We start from the raw sequence: 15,372 nt of genomic DNA, 5'->3' as shown, positions 1-15,372 counted from the left end.
ACCCACCAGACACCCAATGTCAGTTAGCTATTGACCCTTTAAGAACTTCGTATTCCAAGAGCCAGAATTGCTCAATGGCTTCTCTGGGGTTCCCATGAAAAAGAGCGAAGCGAATTTTTCATGGGATACTAGCTACGGGCTGTTAGTATAGAAAAAGCTATGGCAAAAGTCAAGGAATTATACCTGCTAGCCATCTCAACCACTTGAGTCTGTTGCATTGACAATGTCCCGTTGTTATAATTAGTTGACAGGCGGGGTATGAAATACAACACAAGTTAACCCTAGAAAGACTAGGTTCCGCCAAAATATTAAGGAAGGTTACGAAGATGGCAAGAAAGCCTCGGAGGGATAAAGTCAGGAATATTGTCAAAAATCTCCTCGATTCGGAGATTCCGGAGATACAGTCTATGGCAAATAAGCTGGCTGAGCAGATTAAAGAGTTGGAGGAGCAGAGCTTTAGACTCCAGGACTATGTTACTCAGATCGAAAATATGGCGACAGACGACTCCAACGCTATGGTTGAGAGCCGAATTGTAGAGATTCTCCAGGATTTGGATACGGCTTTAAAGGAACTCAGGCAGAGGCCAAAGAAAGCCTTACCTACTAGCACTGAGGGCAGAGCCGTGGCTCCTAAAAGGGCTGCAGTTAGAGAGGAACCTGAACGGGAAGAAGAGGCAGAAGAAGCAGAGGAGGAAACAGTGCCTGGCCCGGGAATGCAGCTGGAAAGGGTCATTACCCCAGAGGGGTACGTAATCAAGAAGGCGCGGTACTAAACTTAGCTTGCTGCCCCTGTAGCTCAGATGGATAGAGCAGCGGTTTCCTAAACCGCGTGTCGGGCGTTCGAATCGCCCCAGGGGTACTGGGATTTCAGAATACAGGGGTGTAGCTCAATTGGTAGAGCAGCGGTCTCCAAAACCGCAGGTCGCGGGTTCGAATCCTGCCGCCCCTGCCAGTGTTGAATACCTGCAAAATCGAGGATGCTGTGGGAGTTAAGTGCCGAGGTGGTGGAATAGGTAGACACGCCATCTTGAGGGGGTGGTGGGCGTAAGCCCGTAGGAGTTCAAATCTCCTCCTCGGCACCATTTTTGATATAATTAGAATATTTACTAAAGAAACATATTGTTGACAAACACTTTCATATAATACACTTGCTATAGTAACAACGTGCGGAAGTAGTTCAGTGGTAGAACGTCTCCTTGCCAAGGAGAAGGTCGCGAGTTCGAATCTCGTCTTCCGCTCCAAAGTAATTTAAGGCGGCGTAGCCAAGTGGTTAAGGCGGGGGTCTGCAAAACCCCTATTCAGCGGTTCAAATCCGCTCGCCGCCTCCACTTTTTGCTCACCTCTTGCCGAGGTGGCGGAATGGCAGACGCGGCGGACTTAAAATCCGCTCTCCGCAAGGAGGTGTGGGTTCGAGTCCCTCCCTCGGCACTTTAGTTCCGTTAACCCTACCCTGGTGACCGGTTAACAGAATATTCCCCCTGACACTGCGTTGCAACATTGGCCTTTGCCGGCTTCTCGGATTCCTTGACACCGGCGGGCAGAGAGATTAACATAACCACAGTTACTACTGCAGCAATCCTAGTCAAAACACTGGAGAAGGATGAAGCTATGACGCTTAAGATGTCGTTACAAGAGGCCAAGGAGCGCGCTCTCGAGCTCATGCACCGCGGCTATCACTGAGGCCCCGCAGTCCTGCAAGTTATGTGGGAAGCCTACGAACTAGGCAATGAAGACCTGCTCTGGCCAGGCATCGCTTTCACCGGTGGCATAGGTGGCCAGCAACAAGCACCCTGTGGAGCCATATCTTCCGGGGCAGTGTATCTGGGACTGCACCATCGCTGCTCATCAGAAGACAAGCAGAAGGCAAAGCAGGCGCGGCTCGATGCACGCCAGGATGCTAACGAACTGGTCAGGAGTTTCACCAAAAGGTTCGGTACCATCATCTGCCTTGACCTGGTTGGTATAGACTTCTCCAAGCCCGGCGGATACCAGCAGTTCCAGGAGTCTGGAATCTGGAAGGATAAATGCGACAACTATGTGCAGTTCGTCATCGAGAAGCTCTATGAGCTGGATGAGAAGCGGAAGGTCGCCACAGTGCCACAGAAGGTAGTTATCTACACCACGCCAGGTTGTCCCTACTGCGCTGCAGCCAAGCAGGACCTCGAGGAGCGCGGCGTGTCCTATGAGGAAATCAGCACTGAAAACAATCCCAAGGCCATCGAAAAGGTCATGCGTCTATCTGGCGGCAAGGGCATAGTGCCCATTCTAGTCAGCGGAGACGAGGTCAAGGTAGGTTTCGGCGGCGGCTGAGCCATCTAGCCTGCGGCAGTCTGCCGCAAACATCGAGCTCTCCCCGAGGAGATGTGGATTCGAGTCCCTCCCGCGGCACTATTACCTCCCATATACAAACTGTTAATCAGCCCCTGACTGCACCTATGGTATCTTGTAATCTGCAGACCTTTCGCCATGTCCTACCTGGAACAAATGAATTCTGCCGTGACCACGCAGACTGGTTGCATCCAGTGCCTGCTAATTAGTATGGTTTCACGGTTCATTGACATGATATAATGCCTTTCTGTATAGCACAGGTGCAATGGTTAGCATCAGCTTAAACTTCAAAGGAGGTATGCTGTGAACATCTTCTGGGCCATATTCTTCGTCCTATTTCCAGCCCTGGTCATCTATCTGTGCCAGAGGTTCCCCGTTCTCAATAAGCTTGGTGCCGTAGTCATCTGTTACGCCGTTGGCATCATTATCGGCAACATCGGTATCCTGCCCGAAAACATCTTCGGCGTACAGGATACGTTGATGACTCTAGTCATCCCCCTGGCCATACCCCTCATCTTTTTCTCCATAGATATCAAGAAATGGTCGAGACTAGCCGGTAAATCGCTGCTGTCATTCACTTTCGTGGTTCTGTCAGTGGTGATAGTTGTCTGTGCCGGTTATTTTATATTCAGGTCTCTGATAGGCGAGGAGACATGGAAGGTATCCGGTATGCTTATCGGTGTCTATACCGGCGGCACACCCAACCTGGCAGCTATCGGCACAGCGCTCAATATCGACCCCACGGTCTACGTGGCAACCCACGCCTCCGACGTAATTATAGGTGCCATCTGGCTGCTCATAGTAATCACTGTCCTGCAAAGGATTCTGCTCAAGTTCTTACCGCCATTCCAACACCTGGGAGACGAGAGTCAGAACCAGGAACAGGCTAATTTCGACTCTTATGCCGGCATATTCCAGCGCAAAGTGATACTGCCGCTGCTGGGCGCTTTTGGCATCGCCGTCGGCATCTTTGCCGTCGGTGCTGCGCTGACCTTAGTGGTTCCCCAGGAGTTCGCCATGGTAGTAGCCATACTAACGGTTTCTACGCTGGGGATAGCATTCTCTTTCATTCCAGCTATCAGGCGCATCCCCATGACCTTCCAGCTCGGTCAATACTTGATACTGATATTCTGTCTGGTGGTCAGCTCTATGGCTGACGTTCAGAAGTTGCTGAATACTGCACCTGCCATGATAGGACTGGTGGCTTTCGTCTATCTCGTCTCCGTTGCAGTACACGTGGCACTTTCTGCCCTCGCCAAAATCGATGCCGATACTGTCATCATTACCTCTGTAGCTGGTCTCTATTCACCGCCTTTTGTTCCCATGGTGGCAGCTGCCTTAAAGAACAAGGAGGTCATCGTTTCTGGCGTCATCACCGGCATCATCGGCTGGGTTATAGGCACTTACCTGGGTATTGCCGTAGCCTATATCCTGCACACGTTCTGATTTTAAATACCGGATAATCTCCTGTTAGGCTCATCTGAAGCAAGGAAGGAGCAAAGCCATGGCTAGCATTGAATTTCCCCAGAAAGGAACGCCCCGAGAGGAGCTTCTGTCTACTCTGCGCTCGCTGAAATCGGGCGATAGCGACTGGAAGCATGGACGTATGTTCAGCCTTATCTTCAATGCTGGTGAAGACGCAGCCAGAGTAACCGAGGAAGCCTATACCATGTTTGTGGTGGAAAACGGCCTCAGCCCCTTTGCCTTTCCCAGTCTGCTGAAGATGGAGACCGAGGTTGCCTCCATGATGGCAAACTTATTCCACGGCAAATCTGATACGGTGGGCAACATGACCTCCGGCGGTTCGGAGAGCATCATGGTGGCAGTCAAGGCAGTGCGCGAATATGCCCGCGCCAGGAAACCCCACATTACCCATCCCGAGCTGCTAATGCCGCTTTCTGCGCACCCAGCCTTTAACAAAGCTGCACACTATCTGGGGCTGAGGACCGTGATTGTGCCCACGGACAAGAAAACCCTGGCTGCCGACGTAGATGCCATGCGCCAGGCTATCACCACAAATACGGTCATGATGGTAGGCTCTGCGCCGTCATATCCTCATGGTATCATCGACCCTATAGAAGACCTGGCCGAGGTGGCAGCCAAGAACGACATCTGGATGCACGTGGATGCCTGTGTCGGCGGCCTGGTGCTGCCTTTCGTTAACAAGCTGGGCTATCCCATACCGACCTTCGATTTTCAAATCCCGGGCGTGTGCTCCATATCGGCTGACATCCACAAGTACGGCTTCACGCCCAAGGGGGCATCGGTGATACTGTACCGGAATCCAGATCTCAGGCAATACCAGATTTTCGCCTATGCCGACTGGCCCGGCGGCGTCTATGCTACCCCTAACGTCTCCGGCTCCAGGCCGGGCGGCCCCATAGCCTCGAGCTGGGCAGCACTGAAATACCTTGGAATGGAAGGCTACACGAATCTGGCTAAGAAAAGCATGGAGGCGACGAAAAGGCTACTCGAAGGCATAGAATCCATCCCTGAGCTATATGTGCTGGGGAAACCGCTGGCTACCGTGTTTGCCATCGGTAGCGATGTGCTCAATATCTTTGCCCTGGGCGAGAAGATGAAGGAATACCGGTGGTACATCGATAGCCAGCATTTACCACCCTGCCTGCATATGACCATCTCTCCAATTCATGCCACCATCGTGGAACCTTTCTTGGCTGATTTGCGCGCCGCAGTCAAAGAAGTGGCAAAGCTGAAACCAGAGGATATCACCGGCGAGGCTGCCATGTACGGTATGATAGGCTCCATGCCTGACCGCGGCATGGCCAAGGATTTTGCCGTGCAATACCTGAACGACCTTTACCGTGTCCACTAACTGATGCCATGGCTTTGACGCTTTTCCTTCTGGGCTGCATACTTGTCCTGGCGCACACTGCCGAGACCATACTGGGCTTCGGCTCCACCCTAATCGCCCTGGCTCTGGGCATTCACCTACTGCCTCTGGAGACACTGGTGCCGATGCTGGTCGTCCTTGGCTTATTGCAGAGCATCTGGCTGGTAGCCAGATGGTACCGTTACATCGATTGGCGCATCCTGTTGCTGTTTATACTGCCGCTAGCCGCAGCAGGCATGGTCATCGGCATATTCAGCAGAGAAATCGCCAATGAAGATACGCTGAAGGCGGTGCTTGGCGGCTTTATTATCATCGTGTCTCTTGCCGAGCTGGCTATACTCTTCATCAAGAAGGCGCCCGGCGGTCAGCTACGCTGGTGCTATCGCGTTCCCCTTCTTATCGGCGGCGGTATTTTCCACGGCTTGTTCGCCACCGGAGGTCCACCGATTGTGTACTATGCCAGCCGTCAGTTCAGTACGCAGGAAATCTTCCGCGCCACTCTGTCCATGCTCTGGCTTATGCTTAACGTGGGATTAATCATCGGCTTCCTGGTGGGAGGGCAGATGGACTTGGCTAAACTGGGGATGACAGCCATGGTGCTGCCCGGACTGGCAATAGGTATCATTGTAGGCAGCTTGATTCACGTCAAGGAGTTCTGGTTCAAGGTGCTGACTTACACACTTCTCTTTTTCAGTGGCTTGTTTCTGTTAATACAGGTCTGATAAAGGGTGTAAGTCCGAGTCCCTCCCTCGGTATATCAACCTTGCTTAAGGCTCCACCCAATCTGCTTGACAAGCCAAGCTACTTTGCCCAGCAACTAGCTTTATGTAATATATTAATAGTCATTTATTATTAATCGTAGCTGCTTGTCTTATCCTATGAAAATGTGTGCATGAGTACAGCGTATTCTATTCTGCTTTGAGTTGATGTATAATTGTCATGGCACATCATATCTGATAGAACGATTTGACGGTGTGTTCAAACAACGGGTAGGAGGGGGAACGTGCAGCGAATCCTTCAATGTCCCGATAAGGGAGTCCTAGTTGCTTTTGGAACTCCGTATGTACAACATGCACAAATTGTGGCATTCAGTCGTATTTGCCAAACCAAAAGCAGGTACAGCTGCATCTGTAGGAGAAGACATACAATATCAACAAAAGGCGAGGGTTTTTCGAGTGAGTCCTAATGCAGGCCATTTGGACAAGATAAGGAGGAGAATAGCAATCAGGTTTGCGGATATGTCCCCCCGTGACTTCGAGGAGTTCATTTGCCAATTGTTCAAAGACTCGGACTATGAGGCCGAAACCACCGTATTTAAAGGAGACAAGGGCGCAGACATTATCGCGACGAAGAATGACACAAAAATTGCCGTACAAACCAAGCTGTTCGCAAAAGGAAATCGAGCGGGCGTTAAAGCAGTTCAAGAGGTATGCGGGGCACGGGGATACTATCGATGCAACAAAGCCATATGTATTACCACGTCGTCATTTACTAAAGACGCCAAAAAGTATGCTACCAAAACCAATGTAGAACTGTGGGATTGGGACAGACTGAAGGACCAAATCGAGCAAGCCTACTTCGGTGGGAAAGACACTTCTGAATCATATGGCAATAGTACTGCTCCTATTGATACGGGCAAGATGGAAGACAAGAACCAAATTAATTATGAGCGTATTGCCATTATTGTCCTGAGCCTTGCGTTGTTCGCTTTGGTACTGTGGCCTAAGATTTGGCAATACGTCGCAGTGCATATTTGGGCAAAGATTGTTTTTTCAACAGCCATAGCAATCTTAGTTGCTTGTTTAATAAGATTCCCCACGTTTCGACAGTGGATAGCAGACAAACTTAAGTCCTCTTACCACAGCATTGCTAATTGGGTAATTAAAAAGTAAAGAACACACCCCATTCAAACGAGAACGCCAATCTCGCTTGACATTGTACACGCAATACATGGAACAGCTGGGGGAAAATACTCAAAGAGTTCAGAAGGCTCTGATCAAATCAATGCAAAAGCAATACACAGATGTGGTAGAGTATATCACACAGCAAAAGGATAAAAGGTGGCTCTGATGGGTAAGACTACAAAGGGCAAGAAAATAGTTCATGTACGGGGACATAAACGAAAGAAGCCAGGTGGAGTACGCAAAACTCGACAAGTCAAAACCCACCGCAGGTCTACGCCAGAATAGCCCTGATTGTCTAATTTTAGTACACACGCTTAGTGAGTACCTTGTAGCCCGAAATACGACCCACGGGATTCAAGCTATAGTTAGCCACGTCTCCTAATGCCAAGTACTTTCACCGCCTGCTCAATGGCTCCGGCGGTAAGGCCATTTTTCTGGAGAAGTTCGTCGGGCTTACCTGATTTGGTATAGACGTCTTTGATGCCGATAAAGCCCATGGGCACCGGCTTTTCTCTGGCTACCACCAGAGCTACCAGGCTGCCCAGGCCGCCGTGAAGCAGATGCTCTTCGGCAACTACAATAGCCCCCGTCTGCGTAGCGGCTGCAATAATAGCTGGCTCATCCAGCGGCTTTAAGGTGGGCATGTTGAGCACCCGACAGTCTATGCCCTGCGATGCCAGCACGTTAGCCGCCTCCAAGGCCTTGGAAACCATAATGCCGCAGGCGATAATGGTGGCATCTTTGCCGTCTCTCATTGTCACCGCCTTGCCTAAATTGAAGCGGTAGCCCTCGGTATAAACTGGTGGGAATTTGGGACGGCCGAGCCTGATATAAAAGGGGCCTTCGGTAGCTGCGGCAACTCTTACCGCCTCAACCGTCTCGATGGCATCAGCCGGAACGACGACATTAAACCCGGGCAGGGAGCAATAGAGCGCCAGGTCTTCGATGGCATGATGCGAAGCGCCGTCTTCACCCACGGTGATGCCGCCGTGAGTAGCTACAATCTTCACGTTAAGTTTGGGCTGGGCGATGCATACCCTGACCTGGTCAAAACAGCGGCAGGCAGCAAAAACGGCAAAGGTGCTGACGAACGGTATCTTACCCGTTGCTGCCAGCCCGGCGGCAATGCTCATCATGTTCTGCTCTTCCAAGCCGCACTGGAAGAACCGCTCCGGGAATTTCTCGGCGAAGTATTTGGTCATCGTCGACCGGGACAGGTCAGCATCAAGGACTACAATATCTTTATATTCCTGGCCCAGTTCCACCAGGAATTTGCCGTAAGCTTCACGGGTGGATAACTCCGCATAAGCGGTCATGCCAGCTCCTTCAAAGCTATCTCAGTCTCCTGCGCATTGGGAGCCTTGCCATGAAAATCAACATTCCCCTCCATAAAGCTGACGCCTTTGCCCTTGACCGTGTTGGCGATGATTACCGTCGGCCTTCCTTTTATTTCCCTGGCCTCTTTCAAAGCCTGCAAAATCTGCTTCATTTCATGTCCGTCTATCTCGATGACATGCCAGTTAAAAGCCCGCCATTTGTCAGCCAGCGACTCAAGGCCCATGATGTCACAGCATCGACCGTCAAGCTGTATCCCATTGTGGTCGACTACAACCGTTAGATTATCTAGCTGGAAGTGAGGGGCAGACATGGCAGCTTCCCAGATTTGCCCTTCCTCACATTCCCCATCGCCGAGAAGCACATATGTGTGATAGCCACGCTTATCGAGCCTGCCTGCCAGGGCAACGCCGATGCCGAAAGACAAGCCCTGCCCCAGAGAGCCGGCCGACATCTCTACACCCGGGGTCAATGTTCTGTCAGTGTGCCCCTGAAGCCGGCTGCCCAGTTTTCTCAAGGTGGACAGCTCCTCAACGGGAAAGTAACCACATTCAGCCAGTGCAGCGTAGAGTATAGGGGCGGCATGTCCCTTGCTCAGGACGAACCGGTCTCGGTCAGGCCACTGCGGATTTCTGGGGTCATGACGCATGACCTTGAAGTAAAGGGCAGTGACAATGTCGGCAGCAGAAAGAGAACCGCCGGGATGTCCGCTGCCCGCCGTGGCTATCATGGTGATAACGTGACGGCGCAACTGCTTTGCCATCTTCTCAAGTTCGGGGACGGACAAATCGAACTTACCTTTGGTTCGTAAGTCAGCCATAGGTGCCATGCCTCAATGGATTACTAATTATAGGCCAGTGAGGCAACCTATGTCTATACATATATTATCAACCTCACCCTCTTCGTGCTTCCCCATTAAATATCAAAATTTAGTTGAGAATATCAAGTTCCTACATTATAATGCTTGAGATGATTACAGACTTTCATACCCACGTGGTGCCGCCAGAAATAAAGGAAAGGCGCCATAAATACCTCGGTGATGCCTGCTTTTCCCTACTATATGCTGAACCAAAAGCTAAACTGGCAACAGCCGAAGAAGTAATTGCCAGCATGGATGAACATAACATTCATAAATCAGTAATCCTCAATCTAGGATGGACGAGCCATGAGCTTTGCGTCGAGACAAACGACTATATTCTGGAGGCTATCACCCGTTATCCTGAGCGGCTTATCGGCTTCTGTGTCATTCAACCTCTTGCCGGTGACAAAGCTATCAAAGAGTTGGAACGCTGCGCCCGGAACGGAGCCAAGGGAATCGGGGAGATGAGACCTGATATCCAGGGCTTTGACTTCAAGGACAACAAAATAATGAAACCCGTAGTAGAGACGGCCATAAAACATAACCTGATTTTCCTCACGCACGTCTCCGAGCCGGTGGGACATCAGTACTTCGGCAAGGGAAGCATCACCCCTGAAGTCATCTATCCTTTCATCTTGAACTTCCCTGATTTGAAAGTAGTCTGCGCTCACTGGGGCGGTGGTTTGCCTTTTTATGCCTTGATGCCTGAAGTAGGCAAGGCATTGAATAATGTTTACTTCGATACCGCGGCTACACCGTTTCTGTATAAACCACAGATCTTCAAGCAGGTAGCTGACATCACAGGCAGCAATAAAATCCTCTTCGGCAGCGACTACCCCCTTCTGTCACCAAGACGGATAATAGACCAGATCGAGTCAACCGAGCTTGGGCAAGAAGACAAAGCTAAAATTCTTGGAGGGAATGCACAAAAGCTATTGGCTATCGTGTAATCCAGGTTATTCTTTTGCCAGGTGGTAAAGACATTGAGCAACGAGCAAATTCGTTCTTTTATTGCTATTGAATTGCCTGAAGAGGTCAAATCTGGCCTGCATCGGCTGCAAGCTGAGTTGAAATTACCTCAGCATACCTTCGTAAAATGGGTGGGCCCTGAGAGTATTCATCTTACGCTCAAATTCTTGGGCAACATATCTCCCCAGAAAGTATCCGAGGTAGCCAAGGTTATGGAACAAGCCAGTAATGGCGTTAGCCCATTTCAGGTAGAAATCACTGAAGTAGGTGCTTTTCCTAACTTGAGGCAGCCACGTGTCCTCTGGTTAGGCATTAGAGGCGAGATAAATAAATTAGTAGCCTGGCAACAGCGTATCGATAATGGCCTGGCTCCGCTGGGCTTTGCCAAAGAAACGCGTCCGTTCACACCCCATTTAACTCTGGCCCGTTTGCGGGAGGGGGTTTCACCCGGAGACAGAAGAGATTTCGGCGAACTGGTCATGAAGACACCCGTTGAGGTCAATTATAAGGTAGACGCAAAAAGCCTCAGCTTGATGAAAAGCCAGCTTTTACCCGGCGGAGCTGTCTATAGCCGCCTGGCCGAGGTGAAACTGAAAGGCTAGAGCTGTTGTCGTCGCCAAAGGCACGATGCTATAATATGTGGTCTGCCTGCTAAATTAAAACCTGCAAAGCTCAACCTGAGTCCAGATTGGCAAGCCATTCCCGAGTAGCTCAGTGGTAGAGCGGGCGGCTGTTAACCGCTTGGTCGTAGGTTCGAGTCCTACCTCGGGAGCCAACTTGCACGCTCAACTTCACACAAAAGAACTTGACAGCTAGACTTCATAGCCGTATCATAAGCTCCCGAAACAACAGGCGCAGGAAACAAGAGAGCACCTGATTCAGAGATATCTAATTATTGCAAGAAGCTGTGTCAAAAAGGAGACGCAATGCCAGGTAGAGCTAAGTCTACAGCCAGAAAAGACAGGATATCCATATTTGCCGACTGGCTAGCAGCTCGACCTCTATTGACTGAATTAACAATAACCGCAGTCACAGTCTTATTCGGCATGCAAGTGCTCAGGGTGTTGGTGCCAGGCATGTTCTGGATACTCAGCGATCGGATGGGTTGGGGTACAATTGAGCTTGGTACAATAGGACTCTTGATTTTCCTCACCGGCTTCCTCGCCGGCCCCTTAAATCAGCTCGCAGGCAACCGTCGCCTACTGGTAATCACCGCCGCTGGGCTAGGCATACTGAGATTATTTATGCAACCCTGGTGGGGTGAGCCGCTCTTTAATTTAATCCTAGCAATAGCAGGAACAATTTTGTTCGTCATCTTTTTGCCAACCTGCTTCGAATATGCACGACTCAAAGGTGGCTCCGCTATCTCCCGCTACGCCTTAGGACTTCTAGGCGGGCTAGCACTGGATGTTGCCATTAACGGCACCTTTGGCACATATGATACCGTCTGGCAGGTGGAACCGCTACCATTGCTGCTAACAGTGCTACTGGTCATAATCCAACTAGTGCTCCTCGTGGGTGTTACAGACACAATCAAGGCCAGTTCAACAGCATCAGGCCGCACCAAATCTGGCAAAACCTATACTGCACGGCCATTTACCTGGCTAGCCATCGGACCTTTCTTGTTCCTGGAGTTGGTAGTTTTCCAGAACATACCACGTGTAGCAACGCTAACCAGTTGGCCACTGCCGATAGCCTTCGGGCTGACGCTACTGGCCCAGCTAGCGGGTCTGGCCGCCGCTGCCTGGCTTCTCAGCAAGAACTGGCGCATGTTATGGCCCTGGGCATTAGGCGCCGGCATTATCCTGACCGCAGCTCTGGCATTTGGCTACCAAGAACCAGCAGCCTTAATAGCCCTGCTGTTTCTAGTCGGACAAGTGCTGGTATCGGCACTTATAGTGATGGCTTTAATTGGCATCACCACCAGCACAGGCAAAACACAGCGCTCCGGCGTCTGGATTGCCAATGGCATTGGCACGGTCTTATTTCTAGCGCTCATGCTTGCCTACTACGCTGTCTACGATATCAGCCTTCCCTACAGCAACGCCGCCCTGGAACCCATAGCCGGGGGCATCGTTGCAGTCTGCGCCATATGCACCTTAATCTTCCGACAACAAGAGATAAAGGTTGACCCAAAGTTATGGCTGGTACCAATATTCGCTCTGATTCTCCTAGTATTGCCTTTGGCCGGAGCAATCACATGGCGGGCACCAGCAGCAGTTACCGGACAAGGTTTCCCCATCCGCATTATGACCTACAACCTGCACAATGGCTTTAACACAAAGGGGAAACTGAATATGGAAGAAATCGCCCAAGTTATTGAACGCAATAATCCTGATATCGTCGCCTTACAAGAAGTATCAAGAGGTTGGGTAGTCAGTGGCCGAGTAGACATGCTGGCGTGGTTATCTCAGCGATTGCACATGCCATATATTTTTGGACCAACTGCAGACCCCTTTTGGGGCAATGCCATCCTGAGTCGCTACCCGATACTGGCATATTCAAGGGAGGATCTGCCACCTCGTGATCTGTTCATAAAGCGCGGCTTCATCGCAGCATTAATAGACCTTGGAAACGGTGAACACCTAAAGGTCATCGCCACCCATTTACACCATCTCGATGAGGATGTGGAAATTCGCCAGCTTCAAACCTTAACCATACTCGACTTCTTAAATGACATCGGCAACAATCGCACTGTACTATTAGGCGACTTCAACGCACAACCTGATTATCCAGAGATAATTACGTTGCGGCAAGCTAGCCTTACAGACGTCGGAATAAAAATGGACCCTTATCTAGCATACACCTTTACCTCAGACAATCCATACAAGCGCATAGACTACATCTGGCTATCACCCGACCTCTATACAAAAACTGTTGAGGTGCCATTAAGCACTGCCTCTGACCATCTCCCCGTTGTCGCCTTGATAAATAAGTGAATCCTACGGAGGTACTGTTATGGAACATATAATTGAACTTCTAAATCTAATGGTAGACCAAAAAGCCTCAGACCTGCATTTAAGGGTGCCCGCACCACCAGTGCTGCGCGTTGACGGCGAGCTTAGACCGCAAATGCAGCTACCGCCACTCAAACCGGAGGAAATCGAAGCGGCGTTTAAACATATTTCTACTCAAGAGCAAAGGAGTCGCTTCCACCTAGAAAAGGAGCTTGACTTCGCCTACAGTGTCCCTGGGTTAGCCAGATTCCGGGTGAGTGTCATGCAGCAAAGGGGGTCAATAAGTCTTGCTTTCCGCCTGGTGCCCTTTAAAGTATTTACAATCGATGAGCTACAGCTACCGCAGATGTGCAAGGAGCTTATTCTCAAACCAAGAGGACTCATCCTGATCACTGGTCCAACGGGCAGCGGCAAATCCACCACTATGGCCGCTATGCTTAATTACCTCAATGAGAACATTGCCCGCAACGTAATCACCATTGAGGACCCGATTGAATATTTGCACCACAACATCAAATGCCTAATCGCCCAGCGAGACCTTGGCGATGATACTAAGTCATTCGATATTGCTCTCATCCACGCCCTACGGCATGACCCGGATGTTATAGTGGTTGGTGAGCTCAGAGATTTTGAAACCGTACAGACGGCGATGAGGGCCGCTGAAACCGGACACATCGTGATGGGCACACTGCACACCACTGATGCACCTCAGACTGTTGACCGTATAATTGATATATTCCCACCCAGCCAGCAACCTCAAATCAGACTACAATTCTCACAGGTAATAGTCGCAGTCTTATCTCAGACCCTATTGCCACGGACTACGGGTAAAGGTAGAATAGCCGCTTTCGAAATCATGATTGGCAATTCTGCGGTCAAGAACCTTGTTCGGGAAGGCAAGACATTTGAGCTACACAGTGTAATGCAACTCAGCTCCAGCGAAGGCATGCAAACCCTTGACCAAGCACTAGCCGATTTAGTGAGGAAGAAAATAGTAGCTTTAGAAGAAGCCAAGATGAAGAGCAGTAACCCCGACCGACTGAAGAAACTGCTCGAATACCAACCTAGCACCGTCAGTCGTTAGCCTAGAAAACATCGTGGCAATTTTTGAAATAATTCTCCAAGCAATATTTCAAGTGGGCCTGAAACTAGCCAACCTATGCCGGAAACAACTTCTCCCCTAGAGCCATACGACAGAGATCGGTAATGAAAATCTTGTTAAAGCCCCGTTCTGAGGTCGGACGCCTCAGCACACGATCACACACAGGGCAAAGGGTAACTAAAGCATCAGCACCACTAGCTATGGCATCTCCGATATTCTTTACCTGTATGCTAACAGCCCGCTCCCGGTTGACATTGATCAGCGGGCCTGTGCAACAGAGAGCGCTCTCACGGTCATATCTCCGCGGCATTCGCTCCACTCCAATGAGCTCGAAAATCTCATCAAGTAAGACGTCCTTCTCCGGAGTATATCTCGAAGCACAGGGACGCTGGTAAGCCACCTTCTTATTTAGCTTGGTAACGCTGCTCCGGTGGTCTCTCAGATAATTGCGCAGGTATTCGAAGATATGCCTGTACTTAAATGGCACAGTGACACCGTAGTCCTTGACCTTGGCATGTACCATAGCATAGCAGTCATCGTGGATGAATATGATTTCCTTACCCAAGCTGGCAATTTTATCAATGAATTTCCCGGCACTCTTCTCAATGGGGCTTTCTTTGCCAACATGCACATAGCCGATGTAACAAAAATAGTCTCCTCCCTTGACTATGGTCATACCTTCAAATAACTGGCTATTAAGGGCTCCTTCAGGAAGCTGGCGCTCCATAACACAGAGTGAGAGTACAGGCTTATCGGGGTCACCAGGTATCAGCTCACTGGGAATCTGAGCAACAAAGTCGAACGCAGCTGCTACTTCCGTGGGCACGGGAAATGCCCCATATTTCTCTTGTGCCTTCAGGATAAGGTCATAGGGGTCAGCTCCTGTAGGACAATACTCCCTGCAGGCACAGCAAGTGACACATTGGATCAAGATTTCAGCCCGTTTGCCTTCTATAAGCGCCTTGATTTCAGCTACGGCCCTGTCCTTGTCATAATCAACATAAAGACACTTCAGCAAACAATCGCCACAAAAGTTGCACTTAGAAGCATCCCACATCTTAGCA

General features: G+C 50.2%; 14 protein-coding genes and 7 tRNA genes. 18 read left to right on the top strand and 3 right to left on the bottom strand.

Features of this window, described 5'->3' with window-relative positions; genetic code table 11:
• Positions 1 to 326: 326 nt before the first annotated feature.
• The 13 genes from FJ023_00850 (at position 327) to FJ023_00790 (ending at position 7,074) form a co-directional block, all read left to right on the top strand.
• Positions 327 to 773, top strand: a complete 447-nt coding sequence (locus FJ023_00850; GenBank protein ID MBM4445888.1) for a hypothetical protein — start codon at positions 327 to 329, stop codon at positions 771 to 773.
• Positions 774 to 785: 12 nt separating this feature from the next.
• Positions 786 to 859 (top strand) — tRNA-Arg (locus FJ023_00845).
• A gap of 17 nt (positions 860 to 876) precedes the next feature.
• Positions 877 to 952 (top strand) — tRNA-Trp (locus tag FJ023_00840).
• Between the two features lie 43 nt (positions 953 to 995).
• Positions 996 to 1,082 (top strand) — tRNA-Leu (locus FJ023_00835).
• 84 nt (positions 1,083 to 1,166) lie between these two features.
• Positions 1,167 to 1,241, top strand: a tRNA-Gly gene (locus FJ023_00830).
• Between the two features lie 11 nt (positions 1,242 to 1,252).
• A tRNA-Cys gene (locus FJ023_00825) sits at positions 1,253 to 1,328 on the top strand.
• Between the two features lie 17 nt (positions 1,329 to 1,345).
• Positions 1,346 to 1,428, top strand: a tRNA-Leu gene (locus FJ023_00820).
• A gap of 69 nt (positions 1,429 to 1,497) precedes the next feature.
• On the top strand, positions 1,498 to 1,680 hold the full coding sequence (locus tag FJ023_00815; protein MBM4445887.1) for a hypothetical protein: 183 nt from the start codon (positions 1,498 to 1,500) through the stop codon (positions 1,678 to 1,680).
• A gap of 21 nt (positions 1,681 to 1,701) precedes the next feature.
• Entirely contained in the window at positions 1,702 to 2,310 is a 609-nt protein-coding gene (locus FJ023_00810) for a hypothetical protein (protein ID MBM4445886.1), read from the top strand.
• 321 nt (positions 2,311 to 2,631) lie between these two features.
• Positions 2,632 to 3,774, top strand: coding sequence for a DUF819 family protein (locus FJ023_00805; protein ID MBM4445885.1), 1,143 nt, complete (start codon positions 2,632 to 2,634; stop codon positions 3,772 to 3,774).
• 58 nt (positions 3,775 to 3,832) lie between these two features.
• Positions 3,833 to 5,164 (top strand): aspartate aminotransferase family protein, encoded by a 1,332-nt coding sequence (locus tag FJ023_00800; protein ID MBM4445884.1) that lies wholly within the window; start codon positions 3,833 to 3,835, stop codon positions 5,162 to 5,164.
• An 8-nt stretch (positions 5,165 to 5,172) separates the two neighbouring features.
• Positions 5,173 to 5,904 (top strand): sulfite exporter TauE/SafE family protein, encoded by a 732-nt coding sequence (locus FJ023_00795; protein MBM4445883.1) that lies wholly within the window; start codon positions 5,173 to 5,175, stop codon positions 5,902 to 5,904.
• 321 nt (positions 5,905 to 6,225) lie between these two features.
• Positions 6,226 to 7,074, top strand: a complete 849-nt coding sequence (locus FJ023_00790; GenBank protein ID MBM4445882.1) for a restriction endonuclease — start codon at positions 6,226 to 6,228, stop codon at positions 7,072 to 7,074.
• 377 nt (positions 7,075 to 7,451) lie between these two features.
• On the opposite strand, the gene FJ023_00785 is transcribed toward FJ023_00790, so the two are convergent.
• A complete protein-coding gene (locus tag FJ023_00785; GenBank protein MBM4445881.1) occupies positions 7,452 to 8,402 on the bottom strand; it encodes a transketolase family protein in 951 nt (316 codons plus the stop codon).
• Positions 8,399 to 9,241 (bottom strand): transketolase, encoded by an 843-nt coding sequence (locus tag FJ023_00780; protein ID MBM4445880.1) that lies wholly within the window; start codon positions 9,239 to 9,241, stop codon positions 8,399 to 8,401. The genes FJ023_00785 and FJ023_00780 overlap by 4 nt, the downstream gene beginning before the upstream one ends.
• A gap of 140 nt (positions 9,242 to 9,381) precedes the next feature.
• Between FJ023_00780 and FJ023_00775 the strand changes: the two genes are divergently transcribed.
• From FJ023_00775 to FJ023_00755, 5 genes are all read left to right on the top strand, one after another.
• Positions 9,382 to 10,230, top strand: coding sequence for an amidohydrolase (locus FJ023_00775; protein ID MBM4445879.1), 849 nt, complete (start codon positions 9,382 to 9,384; stop codon positions 10,228 to 10,230).
• 21 nt (positions 10,231 to 10,251) lie between these two features.
• Positions 10,252 to 10,851 carry an RNA 2',3'-cyclic phosphodiesterase gene (thpR, locus tag FJ023_00770; GenBank protein MBM4445878.1) on the top strand — a complete coding sequence of 200 codons (600 nt, stop codon included), beginning with the start codon at positions 10,252 to 10,254 and terminating at the stop codon, positions 10,849 to 10,851.
• Positions 10,852 to 10,949: 98 nt separating this feature from the next.
• Positions 10,950 to 11,024, top strand: a tRNA-Asn gene (locus tag FJ023_00765).
• 151 nt (positions 11,025 to 11,175) lie between these two features.
• Positions 11,176 to 13,188 carry a hypothetical protein gene (locus FJ023_00760; protein ID MBM4445877.1) on the top strand — a complete coding sequence of 671 codons (2,013 nt, stop codon included), beginning with the start codon at positions 11,176 to 11,178 and terminating at the stop codon, positions 13,186 to 13,188.
• Positions 13,189 to 13,207: 19 nt separating this feature from the next.
• A complete protein-coding gene (locus FJ023_00755; GenBank protein ID MBM4445876.1) occupies positions 13,208 to 14,290 on the top strand; it encodes a type IV pilus twitching motility protein PilT in 1,083 nt (360 codons plus the stop codon).
• A gap of 73 nt (positions 14,291 to 14,363) precedes the next feature.
• Here FJ023_00755 and FJ023_00750 read toward each other — a convergent pair whose 3' ends face one another.
• Positions 14,364 to 15,365 carry a (Fe-S)-binding protein gene (locus FJ023_00750; GenBank protein MBM4445875.1) on the bottom strand — a complete coding sequence of 334 codons (1,002 nt, stop codon included), beginning with the start codon at positions 15,363 to 15,365 and terminating at the stop codon, positions 14,364 to 14,366.
• Positions 15,366 to 15,372 lie beyond the last annotated feature (7 nt).

The sequence above is a fragment of the Chloroflexota bacterium genome (assembly GCA_016875875.1).
Lineage (GTDB): Bacteria > Chloroflexota > Dehalococcoidia > GIF9 > UBA5629 > 9FT-COMBO-48-23.
This window is presented reverse-complemented; position numbering and strand designations above follow the sequence as displayed.